The sequence below is a fragment of the Erythrobacter sp. NFXS35 genome, assembly GCF_040148725.1.
Classification (GTDB): domain Bacteria; phylum Pseudomonadota; class Alphaproteobacteria; order Sphingomonadales; family Sphingomonadaceae; genus Erythrobacter.
On record NZ_JAGDEB010000002.1, the window covers coordinates 665,098 to 680,148 of the forward strand.

Sequence of the window (15,051 nt, forward strand, 5' to 3'; positions counted from 1 at the left end):
CCATGCATAACAGAAAAGCCCCGGAAGGTGCGACCTTCCGGGGCTTCCTGTAGTCCGATGTGAGCAACCGGCGGGCTTAGAAGCCCATGCCGCCCATACCGCCCATGCCGCCCATGTCGGGCATGCCCGGGGAGGGGGACTTGTCTTCCGGACGCTCCACGATCGCCGCTTCGGTGGTGATCAGCAGGCCGGCGACCGAGGCCGCATCCTGCAGTGCCACGCGAACCACCTTGGTCGGATCGATCACGCCGGCCTTCACCAGGTTTTCGTAGGTGTCGGTCGCAGCGTTGAAGCCCTGCGTTTCGTCGTTCTCGCGCAGCAGGTTGCCTGCAACGACGGCGCCATCATGGCCGGCGTTCTGGGCGATCTGCTTGATCGGGGCGGTGATCGCCTTGCGGATGATGTCGATGCCGCGGGTTTGGTCTTCGTTCGCGCCCTTCAGCCCTTCGAGAGCCTTGGTGGCATAGAGCAGCGCAGTGCCGCCGCCCGGAACGATGCCTTCTTCCACCGCGGCGCGGGTCGCGTGGAGGGCGTCGTCGACGCGGTCCTTGCGTTCCTTCACTTCGACTTCGGAAGCACCGCCGACCTTGATCACGGCAACACCGCCAGCCAGCTTGGCCAGACGTTCCTGCAGCTTTTCACGGTCGTAATCGCTCGAGGTGTTGTCGATCTGCGTGCGGATTTCGGAAACGCGCGCCTTGATGTCGTCAGCCGAACCGGCGCCATCGACGATGGTGGTGTTGTCCTTGTCGATCGAGACCTTCTTGGCTTCGCCGAGCATGCCGACGGTGACGTTTTCGAGCTTGATGCCGAGGTCTTCGGAAATCATCTCGCCCTTGGTCAGGATCGCGATGTCCTGCAGCATCGCCTTGCGACGATCGCCAAAGCCGGGGGCCTTGACCGCAGCAACCTTGAGGCCGCCGCGCAGCTTGTTGACCACGAGGGTCGCCAGCGCTTCGCCTTCGATGTCTTCGGCGATGATCAGCAGCGGACGACCCGACTGCACCACCGCTTCGAGGATCGGCAGCATCGCCTGCAGGTTCGACAGCTTCTTTTCGTGGATCAGGATATAGGGATTTTCCAGCTCCACGGTCATTTTGTCGGGGTTGGTGATGAAGTAGGGTGACAGGTAACCGCGGTCGAACTGCATGCCTTCGACGACATCGAGTTCGAACTCGAGTCCCTTGGCTTCCTCGACGGTGATCACGCCTTCCTTGCCGACCTTGTCCATGGCTTCGGCGATCTTTTCGCCGACTTCACGGTCGCCATTGGCCGAGATGATCCCGACCTGCGCGATTTCCGAGCTGTCCGAAACGTCCTTCGAACGGCTTTTGAGATCGGCGACCACGGCGTGCACGGCCTGATCGATCCCGCGCTTGAGATCCATCGGGTTCATGCCGGCAGCGACCGACTTCATGCCTTCGGTGACGATCGCCTGAGCCAGCACGGTGGCGGTGGTGGTGCCATCGCCCGCGCTGTCATTCGCCTTGCTGGCGACTTCGCGCAGCATCTGCGCGCCCATGTTCTCGTACTTGTCCTTGAGCTCGATTTCCTTGGCGACGGTAACGCCGTCCTTGGTGATGCGCGGGGCACCGAAGCTCTTGTCGATCACGACATTGCGGCCCTTGGGGCCCAACGTGACCTTGACGGCGTTGGCGAGGATATCGACGCCGCGCAGAATGCCTTCGCGGGCATCGCGGCCGAACTTTACGTCCTTGGCAGCCATGATTGTTTCTCCTAAGATTCGTTTATGGATTGAAGGTAGCGAAAGGGATCAGGCGATCAGCCCATGATCCCCATGATGTCGCTTTCCTTCATGATCAGCAGGTCTTCGCCGTTGATCTTGACTTCGGTGCCCGACCACTTGCCGAACAATACCCGGTCGCCGACCTTGACGTCGAGCGCGATGCGATCGCCATCGTCGTCACGCGCGCCTTCGCCAACGGCGACGATTTCGCCTTCGCTGGGCTTTTCCTGGGCGCTATCGGGAATAATGATGCCGCCAGCGGTCTTCTGGTCGGCTTCGATGCGACGGACCACAACGCGGTCGTGCAGCGGACGAAATGCCATGATGATGACCTTTCCTTGAATGGGTGGATTGCTTGGCACTCTCCTCTCGAGAGTGCCAACGCGCCGCATTTGGTCCTATCGGCCGCATGAATCAAGGAGGCTAATGCAAAAATTTTTGCATCGCGGTGCGATTTTTGCGGCGGGGTGGCCACAGCGGCCCGGCTGATCTATCCCGCGTGGCCGAACCCGGAATCGCGCACTTTCAAAGGGCTTCAGCCAGTGCGCGCCGACAATAACGGAGCAATCCCCCGTCCATGACCCCGCAAGAACTTGCCAGCCTGCCGGCCAAAGTCACCAACGAACTGGATATCGTAGGAGCTGTCGTCGGATGGCTGCGCGAAAATCTGGTGCATATGGCCGGGGCCTTGGCGGTGCTGGTCATCGGGGTCATTCTGGCGCGGCTGCTGTCGGGCGCGGCTGACCGGGCGCTGTCGCGGTCTGGCCGGATCGAGCCGACGGTCGCGAAGTTCCTCGGCAACATAATCAAATATGCGCTGTGGGCCGTGGTCGCAGTGACCGTGCTGACGCAGTTCGGGGTTCAGACCACCACCATTATCGCCGCGCTGGGCGGTCTGGCGCTGGCGGTGGGGCTTGCGCTGCAAGGCACGCTCAGCAATGTCGCTGCGGGCGTGATGATCCTGATCCAGCGTCCGTTCCGGGTTGGCGAGACGATCAGTGCCGGGCCGGTACTGGGCACCGCCACCGCCATCGGCCTGTTCACCACCGAGATGGTGCAGCCCGACGGGCTTTACGTCATGGTCCCCAACAACGAGCTGTGGAACAAGCCGATCGTCAATTTCAGCCGCATGCCGACCCGCCGGTTCGAGCTGCTTATCGGCATCTCCTATTCCGACAGTATTCAGCAGGCGCGCGAGGAACTGCTGGCGCTTGCGCAGGGCGATGCGCGCGTTCTGACCGAGCCTGCACCGGAGGTGTTCGTGTCGGCACTGGCCGACAGCTCAGTTACGATGGGCATGCGAGTCTGGTCCGCAAGCAGCGATTATCTGGTGCTGTCACGCGACCTGACCGAAGCGGCCAAGGTGCGGTTCGACGCAGTCGGACTAACAATACCGTTCCCGCAGCGCGACGTCAGGACAATAGTGGCTCCGGCCGAGGCGGCGGCGTAACGGTAACGTCGCCCCCGCGCATGGTCAGGCCCAGCCTTTCCCGGCGGAGCCAGCGGACGATCAGCAGCAGCGCGGCGAAGAACAGCCCGGTGGCCAGCCCGATCCACACTCCCGTCCCTTCGAGCGGGGTGAAAAAGCCGAGCCCGATCGCCGTGCCGATCCCCGGCACCCAATAGCTGAAGATCGCGATCCACATCGGCACGCGGGTGTCCTGCAAGCCCCTGAGCGCGCCCGCAGCCACCGCCTGCACGCCGTCGGCCAGCTGGAAAATCGCTGCCAGCACCAGATATTGCAGCGCGAACACCACCAGCGCGGCGTTGGCGGGATCGGACGGATCGACATAGATCGTCAGCAGCAATTCGGGCACCAGCACCATGGCCAGCGCAGTCAGCGACATGAAGCCTGTGCCGATCGCGATCGCCACCCACCCGGCGCGCTTCACGCCAACGGGATCGCGCGCGCCGTAGAAATAGCCAACCCGGATCGCCGCCGCCTGCCCCACACCGAACGGCACCTGAAACGCCAGCGCGGCAAGTTGCAGCGCGACGGTGTGCCCCGCCAGCTCCGCCGCGCCGAAGCGGCCCATCAGGAAGGCGGCAGCGCCGAAGATGCCCGCCTCTGCCGTGATCGTCAGCCCAATCGGTGTGCCGATCAGCAGAATCAGCCGGAAGCGCTGCCAATCGGGCGCCCACCAGCGGCCGAACACGCGGTAACGATGAAGCCGCAGATCATGCCTGATCGCCGCGACATAGGCACCCAGCGTGAACAGCGAGGTGAGGATGGTCGCTACCGCGGCGCCCGAAAGCCCCATCGCGGGCGCGCCGAGATTGCCGAAAATGAAGGCGTAATTGGCGAGCGCATTGACGAAAATGCCGAGCCCGGTGATCGCAGTCGCGAAAATCGGGCGGCCCAGGGCCGAGACGAAATTGCGCAGCACCGCAGCCAGCAGCATCGGCACCATCGAGAAGACGATGACGTTGTTGTATTCGTTCGCCAGACTGCGGATTCCGGCTTGCTGGCCGGAAATCTCCATCACCGGATCGAGCAGCAGGCACAGTCCCATGCCCACGATCCCGCTCAGCACCGCCAGCCACAGCGCCATCCGCACCGAACGCCGGACCGGGCGCACCGAAGGCGCGCCGGTGCCGATCGCTTCCGCGATCAAGGGCGCCACCGCGCCGGTCAGCCCGGTCAGCGCCCACAGCACGAGCCCGAACAGCGACACGGCCAGCGCGGAGGCAGCCAGTTGTTCCTCACCCAGTCTGGCAATGAAGATGACGTCGACCGCATAGGTCAGCATCTGCAGCAGGTTTGCAGCGGCCAACGGCCCCGTCAGCGCCAGAGTCGCACGGATTTCCTGCCCCCAGCCGGGCGTCGAGAGAGGTGCTGCTTGCTGCATGGTCGGATCCTGCCCGCCAGCAGGCGAGCCGGTCGCCATAGGGCGACGGACGATTCGGTGGAAGCAGAATTGGTCGCACCAGCGTGATGGCTTGGCCGAGGAGGCGCAGGCCATCACGCTGGAGGATACGAAATCGCGGCTGTCTCAACTTGGGAAACCCGCGCTTTTCCGTCGTTTTCGCTTTCGCGAATCACGCTGACTGCTAGATGATCGGAAGCTTTGGGGGCTGACGTAGTGCAGGATGACGGCGCAATTGGTATGGAATGCGACGATCCGCGCTGGCGGACCGCGCGTGCTGTGCATGCTGCCTCATTGAGTGGTACCAGTTCGATCACCATCTCGCGCATGCTTTGGGCGAGGGCACTTCCCGGCACGGTAGCGGTGGTTGCGGCGCTGACATTGCCCGGGTTCTCGTTGGGAGCCGGGGACCTTGGCGATCCGCAACGCCTGCGATCGCACATGCCTGAGGCAATGCCCACATATGATCGACCCGCGCCGTCGGCGCCGCCCTCAATGCTGGCGATTGCGCCTGAAAGTCGCCCACCAGAAGGCTTGCGCTCGCTGCTGGCTCCCGTTTTGCGTTCAGACGCTCTGACGACACCAGTCCCTGTCCGCGAAACTGCTGCCTTCGTGCCCGAGGACCTGCCCGTTTCGCGCCCGACCTTCGACGCCAATGTTGCCAGTACCGAGCGCGGCTCGGCTTCGCAGCCGCTGTCTGACAGATCGCCTGAACTGGTGGCCGAAAAGGTGGCGCTGCCCGCCATCACGGCCGCGCCCGTGGCGCTGGCCCGGCCCGCAGCCGAGCCGGAAGCCGGGACGTTCTCACTGCCGGACCAATCGGACGCAGCACTTCTGAACGCTTCTGCGACTGCCGCGCCGATGCCAAGCGGGGGGCGGGGGCCGTTCGCCTCTTTGGGACCGCCTGTCACGGGGGTGCCAGACGTCGCTATTCTCGGTTCCGTTTCCGTGCCGAGAGGCGTGCGCGATGCCGCGCCCGGTCGCCGTCCGGCTCTGGAGGAGATCGCGCCCGCTTCTGCCATGACGGTGCCCGCGCCTAAAGGGGTCGGGCTTGCTGCTGCAGCCCGATCGGCAGGGCTGAAAACGGCCAAGCCGTTTGCCGCGCCTGCATCGGCTCACGAGTTTTCGGCTGGACAGACTGAGAAGATGGCCGGCCCTTCATCAGCGCCGGTCGGCACAACCTCGGCGTTGGCTGTGCCAGCTCCCTCATCCGCAGGCACCGCGACCCCCGCATCTGCTGCGGCGATGCGTACTGCTGCAATTCCGAGTGCTCCGGTCTCGGCTGTGCCTGCGCCGAAGCCCTCACTTCCGCCTGCCGGGCGTGCGCCAGTTTCGGCGCACGCACCTGCACCTGCTCCCGCACCGGCATCCGCACCGGCATCCGCACCGGCATCCGCACCGGCATCCGCAGTCGCTCGCTTCGCATCGTCTCCTGCGGCCGTTCCCAGTCGGCCGCCCACTCCGGTAGCGGCGCCGGCACCGATTGGGCGCGCGTTAGCAAACACCGCGGCGCTCGCGCCGCTGCCTATTGCCAAGCCGCATCAGTCCGCATCCGGGTTCGATCAGCGCGACGGGCTCCAGATCGACATCCAGTCGCAGCTGACCACGAGAGTCGACGGAAAAACAGCTGGCAAGGTCGATTTCCGGCAGACCGGCAGCGGGCTCGAGGTGCGGCTCGGCTCGATCGTCGAATTGCTCGGTGACCGTTACGATGCGGACCAGATTGCGCGCATCCGGGCATCTTCGGCGGGCGAGCTTTACCTGCCGCTCGCGCAGCTAAAGGCGCAAGGCATCCCGATCAGCTACGATCCCGTCTATGACGAGTTCAACGTGGGAATGGTGGACACTCGCCCCAAGGCCGCACGCAAGGTGCACATGGACCAAATCACTACCCCCGAACGCGGTATCGGCAGCACCGGGGTCGATCAGGTCCGCCGCTGACGATCATTCTTCAGCGGTGCAATTGCCTTGTAGGATTTCGTAGGGCGGCAGGCCTTCCTCTTCGGCAAGCAGCCGCACGCACCACTTATCGCCGGCATTGGCTCTGATGGTTGACAGCACCGTGCGGGCATCGGCCGTCAACGTGGTTTTGCCGCGATGGCGTGAGGTGGATTGCCCGCTGACCTCGAGCACATAGCTGACGCTCTGGGTCCGGGAGGAATCCCCGATCAACTGCACTTCGAGCGCGCCCCCATGTTCGCGAATGTCGAGCGTAAGGGATTCTGGACGATCTGTCATGGCAACCACCGTGCTGGAGGCGAGCGGGAGCAGCAGCGAAGGGAGCAGGGCAGACCAGATCATGGCCCGACACCCGCGCCGCCGAGTTGCTGGACGATGGCATTGATAAGCGCTTCGGTTTCATTGCCGAGGCCTGTACCAAGGCCATTCTGGTCTTCCTCGCCCGTCGGCGGTTCAGGCGGCGGGGCAAGCGCGATCGAAGCGATGGCCTGATTGCTGAAATCATTCGAAGACGCGATGGTCACACGCGAAAGGCGGTCGATCACGCGTTGGATCGACGGCGTTCCGGTTTCGTCGATCCCGCCGCGCAGAAGCCGCTCCTCTGCCGAAAGCGGCTGTTCGGGCGGGGCGGTAAACTCGCCCGAGCGGGTTTCAATCCGCGTCCGGCACAGCGCGATGACCGCGGCGACTGCAGGCGGATTGTCGCAGATGTCGGTGCCTTCGATCGTTTGCAGCAACACCCGGCGTTCGGCCGGCGTAAGCTGGGCGAGGGTGGCGTCGAGGTCGGCCTTCGATAACTGCGCCATGCGCGAGCCGCTTTCGCCGAGGGCCGTGATCTGTGTTTGGGGTGTCCCGTTGCCGGACTTTGTACCGATCTGGTCGCCGTCCCCCTGCATCAGGCTGGAGCGTGACCGGGATGGTGTGCGCTCGTCAAGAAAGGCCTTGCCTGCCGGATCGGCCCGATCCGGCGCGTCTTCAGGTTCGCCGATCTGCATCGCTTCGGTCTTGCTCGCCGCGCCAGCAGCGTTCTGGGCAAAGCCTGCGCTCGGCAGCAGCAGCCCGGCTGCAGTGAGCGCGATGATCCGGACGAAGGGCAGATGAATGAGCATTGCGTTGGCCACTAGCCTCCGGGCCTGCTCTGCGTAATTTGAACGGTGCTGCCGCCAGTCTGCTCGATCCCCAGATCGGAGAGGCCATTGCCGATCTGGTTCCATTCCAGCCGGTTGCCATTGTCGATCTGGCTTGCGGTCATGATATTGTCGTCGCCGCTCTGGGTCAGCCGAGCCTGGTTGTCGTCACCGTCCTGGACGAGGATCAAGCTGTTCCCGTTACCGTTCTGCATGACTGCGGCCGCTGAATAGCGCTGTCCGCCATCCGTCTGCGCGATTGCGGCGGTGTTGTTGTCGCCTTGCTGCGCCAGCAGAAGCACGGTCTGGCCGGACCCTTCCTGAAGGGCCACCACCTTGTTTGCATCACCGGTCTGGCCGATGCTCGCATAATGCGTGCCGCTTGCTCCCTGGGTAACATCCGCGGTATTTTCGCCGCCGTTCTGGGCGATCCGTGTGAAGCTGCGGTTGTTGCCCTGATCCGCCTCGGCGCGGTTCGTCGTACCGATCTGCGAAATGAACACCCCGGTGTCCTCGCTGGGCGGAAGCTCAATTTCCTGGAATTCCGGCTGTCCCGAACGGGCGTTGCCGTTGGCACCTTCGTTTCCGTTGTTGCCGTTGCAGGGATTGCCCTTCCCGACACCCGGCCCCGAGCCGCACGGATCGCCCGGCGGAACCTTATCAGTATCCGCAAGGGCCGGCATAGCGGTAACCATCAACAGCGCGGATGAAAGCGCAGCGAAGGAGATGGTGAGGGGTCCGATACGAGCCATAACGGTATCCTTGTAATCGAAAAATGCTCCCCGGACGAGCGCAATGTCTCGCCCGGGGAGCTGGGTGTCGGGCTTAAAGGCCCTGCGTCACGCTCGCGATGTTGTTCGAGCCGTTCTGGTTGATGTTCGACATGTCGGTATTGCCCGACTGGTCGACCGTCGCCGAGTTGTTGCTGCCGGACTGGATGATGAAGCTGTCCGCCAGCGAACCGCTCTGGGTCACGTCGGCGGTGTTCGCATGCCCGTCCTGATCGATGTCCGAGAAGTTCCCGGTGCCCGACTGGTCGACTTCGGCCAGGTTGTCCGACACCGGCGGGGCGCCGAGGGTGTTGGTCTGGCTGATGTCGCTGATGTTGCCGGTGCCGTCCTGTAGGACATTGGCGGTCATCTCGCGGCCCGGACCCGTGGCTTGCGAAGCACTCTGCAGGATCGTGCTCGTGTTGTTCGAGCCGAACTGATCGACATCGGCGACCGAACTGTTGGTTGCGCCGCTCTGCGTAACGGTGCTGGTCAGGAAGTCGCCGACCTGATCGACGGTCACGAGGCCGAAATTGGCCCGCTGCGTGACGGTCGACGTGTTATCGTCGCCGATCTGGTTAATGCCGGCCGACATGAGGCCGACCACATCATTGTCGAAACCCGGCTGGGTCACAGTCGAGGTGTTGCGATTGCCATCCTGGAAGACGTTAGCCGAGTTCTCAGAACCGAACTGCGTCGCAGTCGACACGTTGTCGGTGCCATCCTGAACAACTACCAGGTTCTGCAGCTGGGTGGTGCCGCTGGGATTACCTTGGGTTGCCGTCGATTTGTTACCCGTTCCATCCTGGTCGATGGTGGCGAACGCCTTAGTGCCCTGCTGGGTCACAGTCGATTCGTTGCTCTCGCCGTTTTGATCGACATTCGCCTCGTTGTCCTGACCGTACTGGTTGGTGGTGGCGGTGTTGCTGGTGCCGGTCTGGATGATCTCGGCATCCTGCCGGGCCGGCTGGTCGTCGGTCAGCTGGTTGATCGCAGCGTTGTTGAGATCGCCGTTCTGCGTGACAAAGGCGTCACTGCGGCCGGCGCCCGCGCCGCCGCGCTGTTCCTGGCGGATAGTGGCGTCATTGTCGTTACCCAGTTGGTTGATGCCCGCCGTCGAGAAGGTCGAGGGATCCTGATCGACGCTGGCGATGTTGTCGTCGCCGGTCTGCACGATCCCGGCCGCCGAGGCGTTGAGGGCGTTGCCGACCTGGTTGGAGTTGCCGTTCTGGGTGATGAACGCATCGTTGCCGTCACCGGTCTGCCATGCTTCGGCTTCCTGCGACACACCGGTCTGGAGGATCTGGGCGAAGCTGTTGCCGTTCTGGTTGACTTCGGCGTCGTTGCGATCGGCGCCTTCCTGCGTGATGATTGCGTCGGCACTGTCGCCGGCCTGGGTGACCAAAGCCTGGTTACGCTTGTCTGCGTCCTCGCCGTCGCCGTTCTGGTTGATATCCGCAGAGCCGTTGGTCCCGCTCTGAACGATCTTGGCTTCGTTGAACTGGCTGGTCTGGATGATGTCGGCATCGTTGCCGGACGAGCTTTGCGTGACGGTGGCCGTCAAGTTGTCGCCGGTCTGGTCAATGTCCGAATCGTTGGAGCCGGTCTGGCCCACGGTCGCGGAGTTGGCGTTGCCGGCTTGGTCGATATCCGAGACGCTCTGCGCAAAGGCCGGAGCGGCCATCGAGAGCGCCAGGATCGAGGCGCCGGTAAGGATAGTCTTTTTCATGTTGTTTTCCTTCATGTTGCAAGTTGCTTGCGATTGAACCGGATGTTTTCGATCGGGACCGAACTGCATCCGCAAAAACTATCCGGGCGGACCAGCACGGCCCGCCCGGTAAGTCACGTCATCAGTTGCCCTGCGTCACCGTCGCCGTGCTGTTGGTGCCGAGTTGGCTGATGGTCGACGAGTTGCCGAGGTCGGTCTGCGTCACGGTCGCGGTGTTGTCATGGCCGCTCTGCAGGATGTCGGAGAAGTTGTCTTCGCCGGTCTGCGAGACGGTCGCCGTGTTGTCGTTACCCGACTGCAGCAGATCGGCATCGTTCTGATGGCCATCCTGGAACAGCTCGGAGAGGTTATCCATCCCGGTCTGTCTGATGAGCGCATCGTTGCCCGAAACCGCCGGCGGTCCCTGGGTGTTCGTCTGGGTGACGAAACTGTCGTTGCCGGTGTTCTCCTGGATCACTGTTGCCGTCATCTGACGGCCCGGACCACCGTTGCCGTCACCGATCGAGGTTTGGGTGATCGTGCTTCCGTTGAACGTACCCACCTGATCGACGTCGGCGATCGAGCTGTTGACCGAACCCGTCTGCGTGACGGTGCTGGTCAAGTTGTCACCGATCTGGTCGACGGTCACGAGGCCGAAATTCGCGCCCTGCGTCACGGTCGATTTGTTGTCGTTGCCGTCCTGGAAGATGCCCGCCGACGATAGCCCGACGATATCGTTGTCGGCTCCGCCCTGGTCGATAATCGAGTTGTTGCGCTCACCATTCTGGCTGACCGTTGCGGTGTTGTCCGAGCCGAACTGTTCCAGCGTCGACTGGTTGTCCGTGCCGACCTGGGTCAGTTCGAAGGTCTGCGAACCGGTCGTGCGGGTTGGCGAACCCTGGGTCGCGGTCGACTGGTTGCCGGTTCCATCTTGGTCGATGGTGGCGTTGGCAAGGAGACCCTGCTGCGTCAGCGACGAGTTGTTGGCATCGCCGGTCTGGAAAACGCGACCTTCGTTGCTTTGGCCGCTCTGGACGGTGGTTGCGACGTTGTTGTCGCCGCCGCGCTGGTCGATCTTCGCGACTTGCGAAGCGGGCACGAAGGTCGACGATTGGTTGATCGTGGCCTCATTGCTGTTTCCGCGCTGATCGATGTCGGCGTTGGTGGACGAGCCGCCGATGCTATCGGCTTCTTGGGTCACCCGCGCCTCATTAAGATCCCCGGACTGGAAGACAGTCGCAAAAGATCCGGACGACGGATCTTGATCCACGTCTGCAAAGTTCTGGTTGCCAGTCTGGCGGACACCGACGATCGATCCGCCGAAGATGTCGTTGCCGACCGAGTTGCGGGTGCCGTTCTGGCGAATGAAGGACTGGTTGCCGTCGCCGCCGCCCTGCTGGACTTCGGCACCCTGACGCGAGCCGGTCTGGACGACGGACGAGAAGTTGTCGCCATCCTGAAGCACGTTGATCTGGTTGAAGCTGCCCCCGCTCTGCGTGACTTCGGATTCGGCACTGTCACCGGATTGCGTAACGAGCACACGTCCCGGAGCACCCGCCTGATTGGCAAGGTCGACGACGTTCGACTGGTTGATGGTCGAAAGGCCGTTTGTGCCAGACTGGACGGTGGTGGCAAAGTTCAGGAAGCCCGACTGGTTGACGATGGCAGTGCTGTTGGGGCCAGTCTGGTTAACGGTCGACGTCAGCTGGTTCCCGGTCTGCGACACCATGGCCGATGCCGGGGCGGCGTCCTGCGTCACGGTCGACAGGTTGTCGTCGCCGATCTGCGAAACCGAAGCCGTCGCGAGGTTGGTGGCCGAACCGCCGGTGTAGTCTTGGCGGACGATATCGGAGCGGTTGCGGTCGCCGTCCTGGAAGACGTTGGCGATCGCGTTGTCGCCATTCTGCGTCACGTTCGAGATGTTGTCGTCACCGAACTGCTCGACATCGGCGAACTGGTCGATGCCGTTCTGTGTAATTTCAGACCGGTTGTCGTTACCGTCCTGAAACACGCCGACACGCGTGTCGAAATTGGATAGATTCAGGCCGTCCTCAGCGTTGTTGATATTGGGGTCGCCTACATCGCCACCAGTGCCATTCTGGTCGACACCCGAAAAGTTGCCTTCACCAACCTGACGCACGCCAGCATTGTTGCTTCCGCCGGACTGATAGATTTCGGACGTGCTGGAGCCGTCCTGAAAGACTTCGGCCTTCATCGCGGCATTGTTCTGCTCGATGTAAGAATCCGCCGCGCCGTTCTGCTGAATAACTTCAGCACGGTTTGCGAAGCTGCGTTGAATCACCTCGCTCCTTGCGTCGAGGGTGCCTTCGTTCTGCTGGATGTTGGCGACGCTTGCAGCGCCGGTCTGGGTGACGAACGAACCCGTGTCGGAATCCTTGCCGCTGCCGATGCCGCTCTGGGTTACCAATACGGTGTTGCCGGCGCCGTTTGCGTTGTCCTGTACGATTTCGGAGCTCATACCGCTGGCAGTCGAGGTCTGTACGACCGTGGCGCTGTTCCGGCCGCCGGTCTGGTTGACCTCGGAAAAGCCGTTGCTGCCGTCCTGCGTCACGCTTGCCGCAACCGACTTGCCGGTATTCGGGCCACCGGTAAAGGTGGTGTCATTGCCCGCTTGAATGATGTCGGAGTCATTGCCCGACCCGCTCTGGTTGACGGTCGCAGCGGCATTGTTGCCGGCCTGATCGATGTCGGAATCGTTGGAGCCGGTCTGACCCACGGTCGCGGAGTTGGCGTTGCCGTCTTGGTCGATGTCCGAGGTGCTCTGGGCATAGGCCGGAGCGGCGACGGAAAGCGCCAGGATCGAGGCGCCGGTAAGGATAGTCTTCTTCATCACAATTTCCTTCATGTTGAGGTTGGGTGTGCGACTGCGCGTGGGTATTGTTTCTCCGGGATCGTGAATGCCCCGGTGTTTTTGCCCGATTGCGTCCGGGATCGTGCGTGTCCCGGCGTTGTTGCCCGTTCCGGACCGGGAAGGTCCGAACGGGAAGCCTTGTTTGCGTGAGGGGAGGGTGCCGAGCGCGCCGTCAGAATGCGTGCCGCGCCGCTTTTGCAGGCGAACCGAAGCACCCCAGGGCGCACCGGGGTGCGCCTTCGGGGCGGTTCTGTCGCTTGCCGGTCGGCATTCATGGTTGCATCCGCCTCAACGTTAGGCGATACCAACCGCTGGCCACGGCGCGATGAGACGCCGGGCTGCTTAGGTAATCGCAAGCCTTTTCTCGCGCGCATCGGAGTGGCAGCTCCTTTGCGTGCTTATTTTTGCGGCCCAGTGGCGCTTTTCGCGCTCTCTGGATTATCCCTTCCGGCTGGCAGGCCGTTCGGGAAATTCTTGCAACATCACGAACCGTCGCGTTTGTTCTCGTCCCGGTCCGCATCGATCACGGTCAGCGCGGTCAGAGAGCCGGCGCGCTTGACCGCCTTCTGGATATCGCTGGCGTCGTAGACCCCGTCACGCTCGGCGCGGTACGCTGCGAGTAGCTGCTGCGCGGAAGACATATCCTCAAACCGCCAGAGGTCGAGTTCGACCCCTTCGAGCACGAGGCCATAAACAGCCTTCTCGATTGCCTGCTGCAGCGCGACCTGATCTGGCTCGTTCGAGGTGATCCCGGCTTCAGCTTCGAGCAGTTCGCGAAACGCGACGAATTTGAAGGCACTGGCGCCCAAGGCCTGGCTGGCAATTGTCTTGGAAGCGGTGATGTTGGCGAGCACCTCGCCGGTCCGCACGGATACGGCACGAAGGTAGACTGTCACAGTGTCCTGCCGGTATTCGGTGCGTGCACCGATCCCGAGAAACGCCGCGCCTGCACCGCCCGTTACCGTGTTGGTATCATAGCCCACGATCCCGCCTTCCAGCAGCACGCCGGCAAACAGCAGCGCGGGCAGGGCGTTCGGATCGATTTCCTGTTCGCCGAGATAGCGTTTGCGCATCTCTCCGATAATCTGGCGTTCGCGCAAAAGGTTGTCGAGCCGCTCACGCTCGACCACGGTAAACCAGCTGCGATTGCCGGTGTCCTGCAGCGCCTTGACCAGCATCGAGCTGGCGCCCTGCGTCACAGCTCGCGACAATGTCTGCCCGACATCGCTCGGCTTGAACTGGCCGGTCTGGTCGGTGAAGCCGTAAACCGCAATGGCCACCTGGCGCTGTGGCGCAGGGAGCTGGTGGAGCAGATTCTGCGTCTGGGTTTTCTTCGGGAAATAGGCGAGGCTGGTGGTGGTCGCCATCGAATTGCGCCCATCTTGCGGCATGCTCATGCAGCTGGAAAGCGCAAGCGCAGCCATGCTGGCCAGAGCGGGGGTGACGAAACAGCGCATTGGAACCTCAGTTCACCTCGATGAAAAGCGGCACCACGATCCGGGTTTCTTCACCCGTCTCGTCATTGCGGATGATGAGGGTCACTTCATCCAGGGACCGGAAGAATTCGATGGTCTGCCCGCCAAAGCTGATAATGCCCTGTTCCTGCGGATTGTCGCCGAAAATAGCGTCGACGATCTGCGAGGACAGCGCTGAAAGCAGGCGCGACTGAAGCTGCCTGGCGAAGATGTCAGCCTGCGAATTGGTGGACGTCGAACGCGGATCGCGGGTGTTGTTGTTGGCGTTGGCGACGCCCAGGACGTGGTTGGAGTTGAACGGGTTTCCGCCGAACGTCGGGCTGATCGGCTGGTGCACCAGATCCTGCGCCGCAACGGGCGCGGCAATAACGATCGCGGCAGCCGCAAGGCCCGCCTTCGCAAATAACATGAAAACCCCTCCCATTTACCAAGGAACGTCGGGTGAGGGATGTATCCCCCTCTTTTGGCGTTCGAAGTCTGTTCGACTCGGCGACTCGGTAAGGGAATGTTAGGCCTTATTAACAAG

12 protein-coding genes are annotated in these 15,051 nt (G+C 62.8%); 2 read left to right on the forward strand and 10 right to left on the reverse strand.

Features of this window, described 5'->3' with window-relative positions; all coding sequences use genetic code 11:
• Positions 1-76: 76 nt before the first annotated feature.
• Together groL and groES are read right to left on the reverse strand one after the other, a co-directional pair.
• A complete protein-coding gene (gene groL / locus J3454_RS10820; protein ID WP_349513764.1) occupies positions 77-1,726 on the reverse strand; it encodes a chaperonin GroEL in 1,650 nt (549 codons plus the stop codon).
• 56 nt (positions 1,727-1,782) lie between these two features.
• Positions 1,783-2,070: a co-chaperone GroES gene (groES, locus tag J3454_RS10825; RefSeq protein WP_067402560.1), complete on the reverse strand. Its 288-nt coding sequence runs from the start codon at positions 2,068-2,070 to the stop codon at positions 1,783-1,785.
• A gap of 254 nt (positions 2,071-2,324) precedes the next feature.
• Here groES and J3454_RS10830 point away from each other — a divergent pair, with 254 nt between their 5' ends.
• Positions 2,325-3,197, forward strand: coding sequence for a mechanosensitive ion channel family protein (locus J3454_RS10830; RefSeq protein ID WP_349513765.1), 873 nt, complete (start codon positions 2,325-2,327; stop codon positions 3,195-3,197).
• Here the strand turns inward: J3454_RS10830 and J3454_RS10835 are convergent.
• Positions 3,160-4,596, reverse strand: a complete 1,437-nt coding sequence (locus J3454_RS10835; protein ID WP_349513766.1) for an MATE family efflux transporter — start codon at positions 4,594-4,596, stop codon at positions 3,160-3,162. The genes J3454_RS10830 and J3454_RS10835 overlap by 38 nt on opposite strands.
• A gap of 630 nt (positions 4,597-5,226) precedes the next feature.
• Here J3454_RS10835 and J3454_RS10840 point away from each other — a divergent pair.
• A complete protein-coding gene (locus J3454_RS10840) occupies positions 5,227-6,555 on the forward strand; it encodes a hypothetical protein (RefSeq protein WP_349513767.1) in 1,329 nt (442 codons plus the stop codon).
• 3 nt (positions 6,556-6,558) lie between these two features.
• On the opposite strand, the gene csgH is transcribed toward J3454_RS10840, so the two are convergent.
• From csgH to J3454_RS10875, 7 genes are all read right to left on the reverse strand, one after another.
• Positions 6,559-6,915 carry a curli-like amyloid fiber formation chaperone CsgH gene (gene csgH / locus J3454_RS10845; protein WP_349513768.1) on the reverse strand — a complete coding sequence of 119 codons (357 nt, stop codon included), beginning with the start codon at positions 6,913-6,915 and terminating at the stop codon, positions 6,559-6,561.
• Positions 6,912-7,682: a hypothetical protein gene (locus J3454_RS10850; RefSeq protein WP_349513769.1), complete on the reverse strand. Its 771-nt coding sequence runs from the start codon at positions 7,680-7,682 to the stop codon at positions 6,912-6,914. The genes csgH and J3454_RS10850 overlap by 4 nt, the downstream gene beginning before the upstream one ends.
• 11 nt (positions 7,683-7,693) lie before the next feature.
• Positions 7,694-8,452 (reverse strand): hypothetical protein, encoded by a 759-nt coding sequence (locus J3454_RS10855; protein WP_349513770.1) that lies wholly within the window; start codon positions 8,450-8,452, stop codon positions 7,694-7,696.
• Positions 8,453-8,525: 73 nt separating this feature from the next.
• Positions 8,526-10,199: a beta strand repeat-containing protein gene (locus J3454_RS10860; protein ID WP_349513771.1), complete on the reverse strand. Its 1,674-nt coding sequence runs from the start codon at positions 10,197-10,199 to the stop codon at positions 8,526-8,528.
• A gap of 121 nt (positions 10,200-10,320) precedes the next feature.
• Positions 10,321-13,029, reverse strand: coding sequence for a beta strand repeat-containing protein (locus tag J3454_RS10865; RefSeq protein ID WP_349513772.1), 2,709 nt, complete (start codon positions 13,027-13,029; stop codon positions 10,321-10,323).
• 503 nt (positions 13,030-13,532) lie between these two features.
• A complete protein-coding gene (locus J3454_RS10870) occupies positions 13,533-14,507 on the reverse strand; it encodes a CsgG/HfaB family protein (protein ID WP_349513773.1) in 975 nt (324 codons plus the stop codon).
• A 7-nt stretch (positions 14,508-14,514) separates the two neighbouring features.
• The gene (locus tag J3454_RS10875; RefSeq protein WP_349513774.1) at positions 14,515-14,934 is read right to left on the reverse strand and encodes a curli assembly protein CsgF; all 420 of its coding nucleotides are present in this window, start codon (positions 14,932-14,934) and stop codon (positions 14,515-14,517) included.
• Between the last annotated feature and the right edge of the window lie 117 nt (positions 14,935-15,051).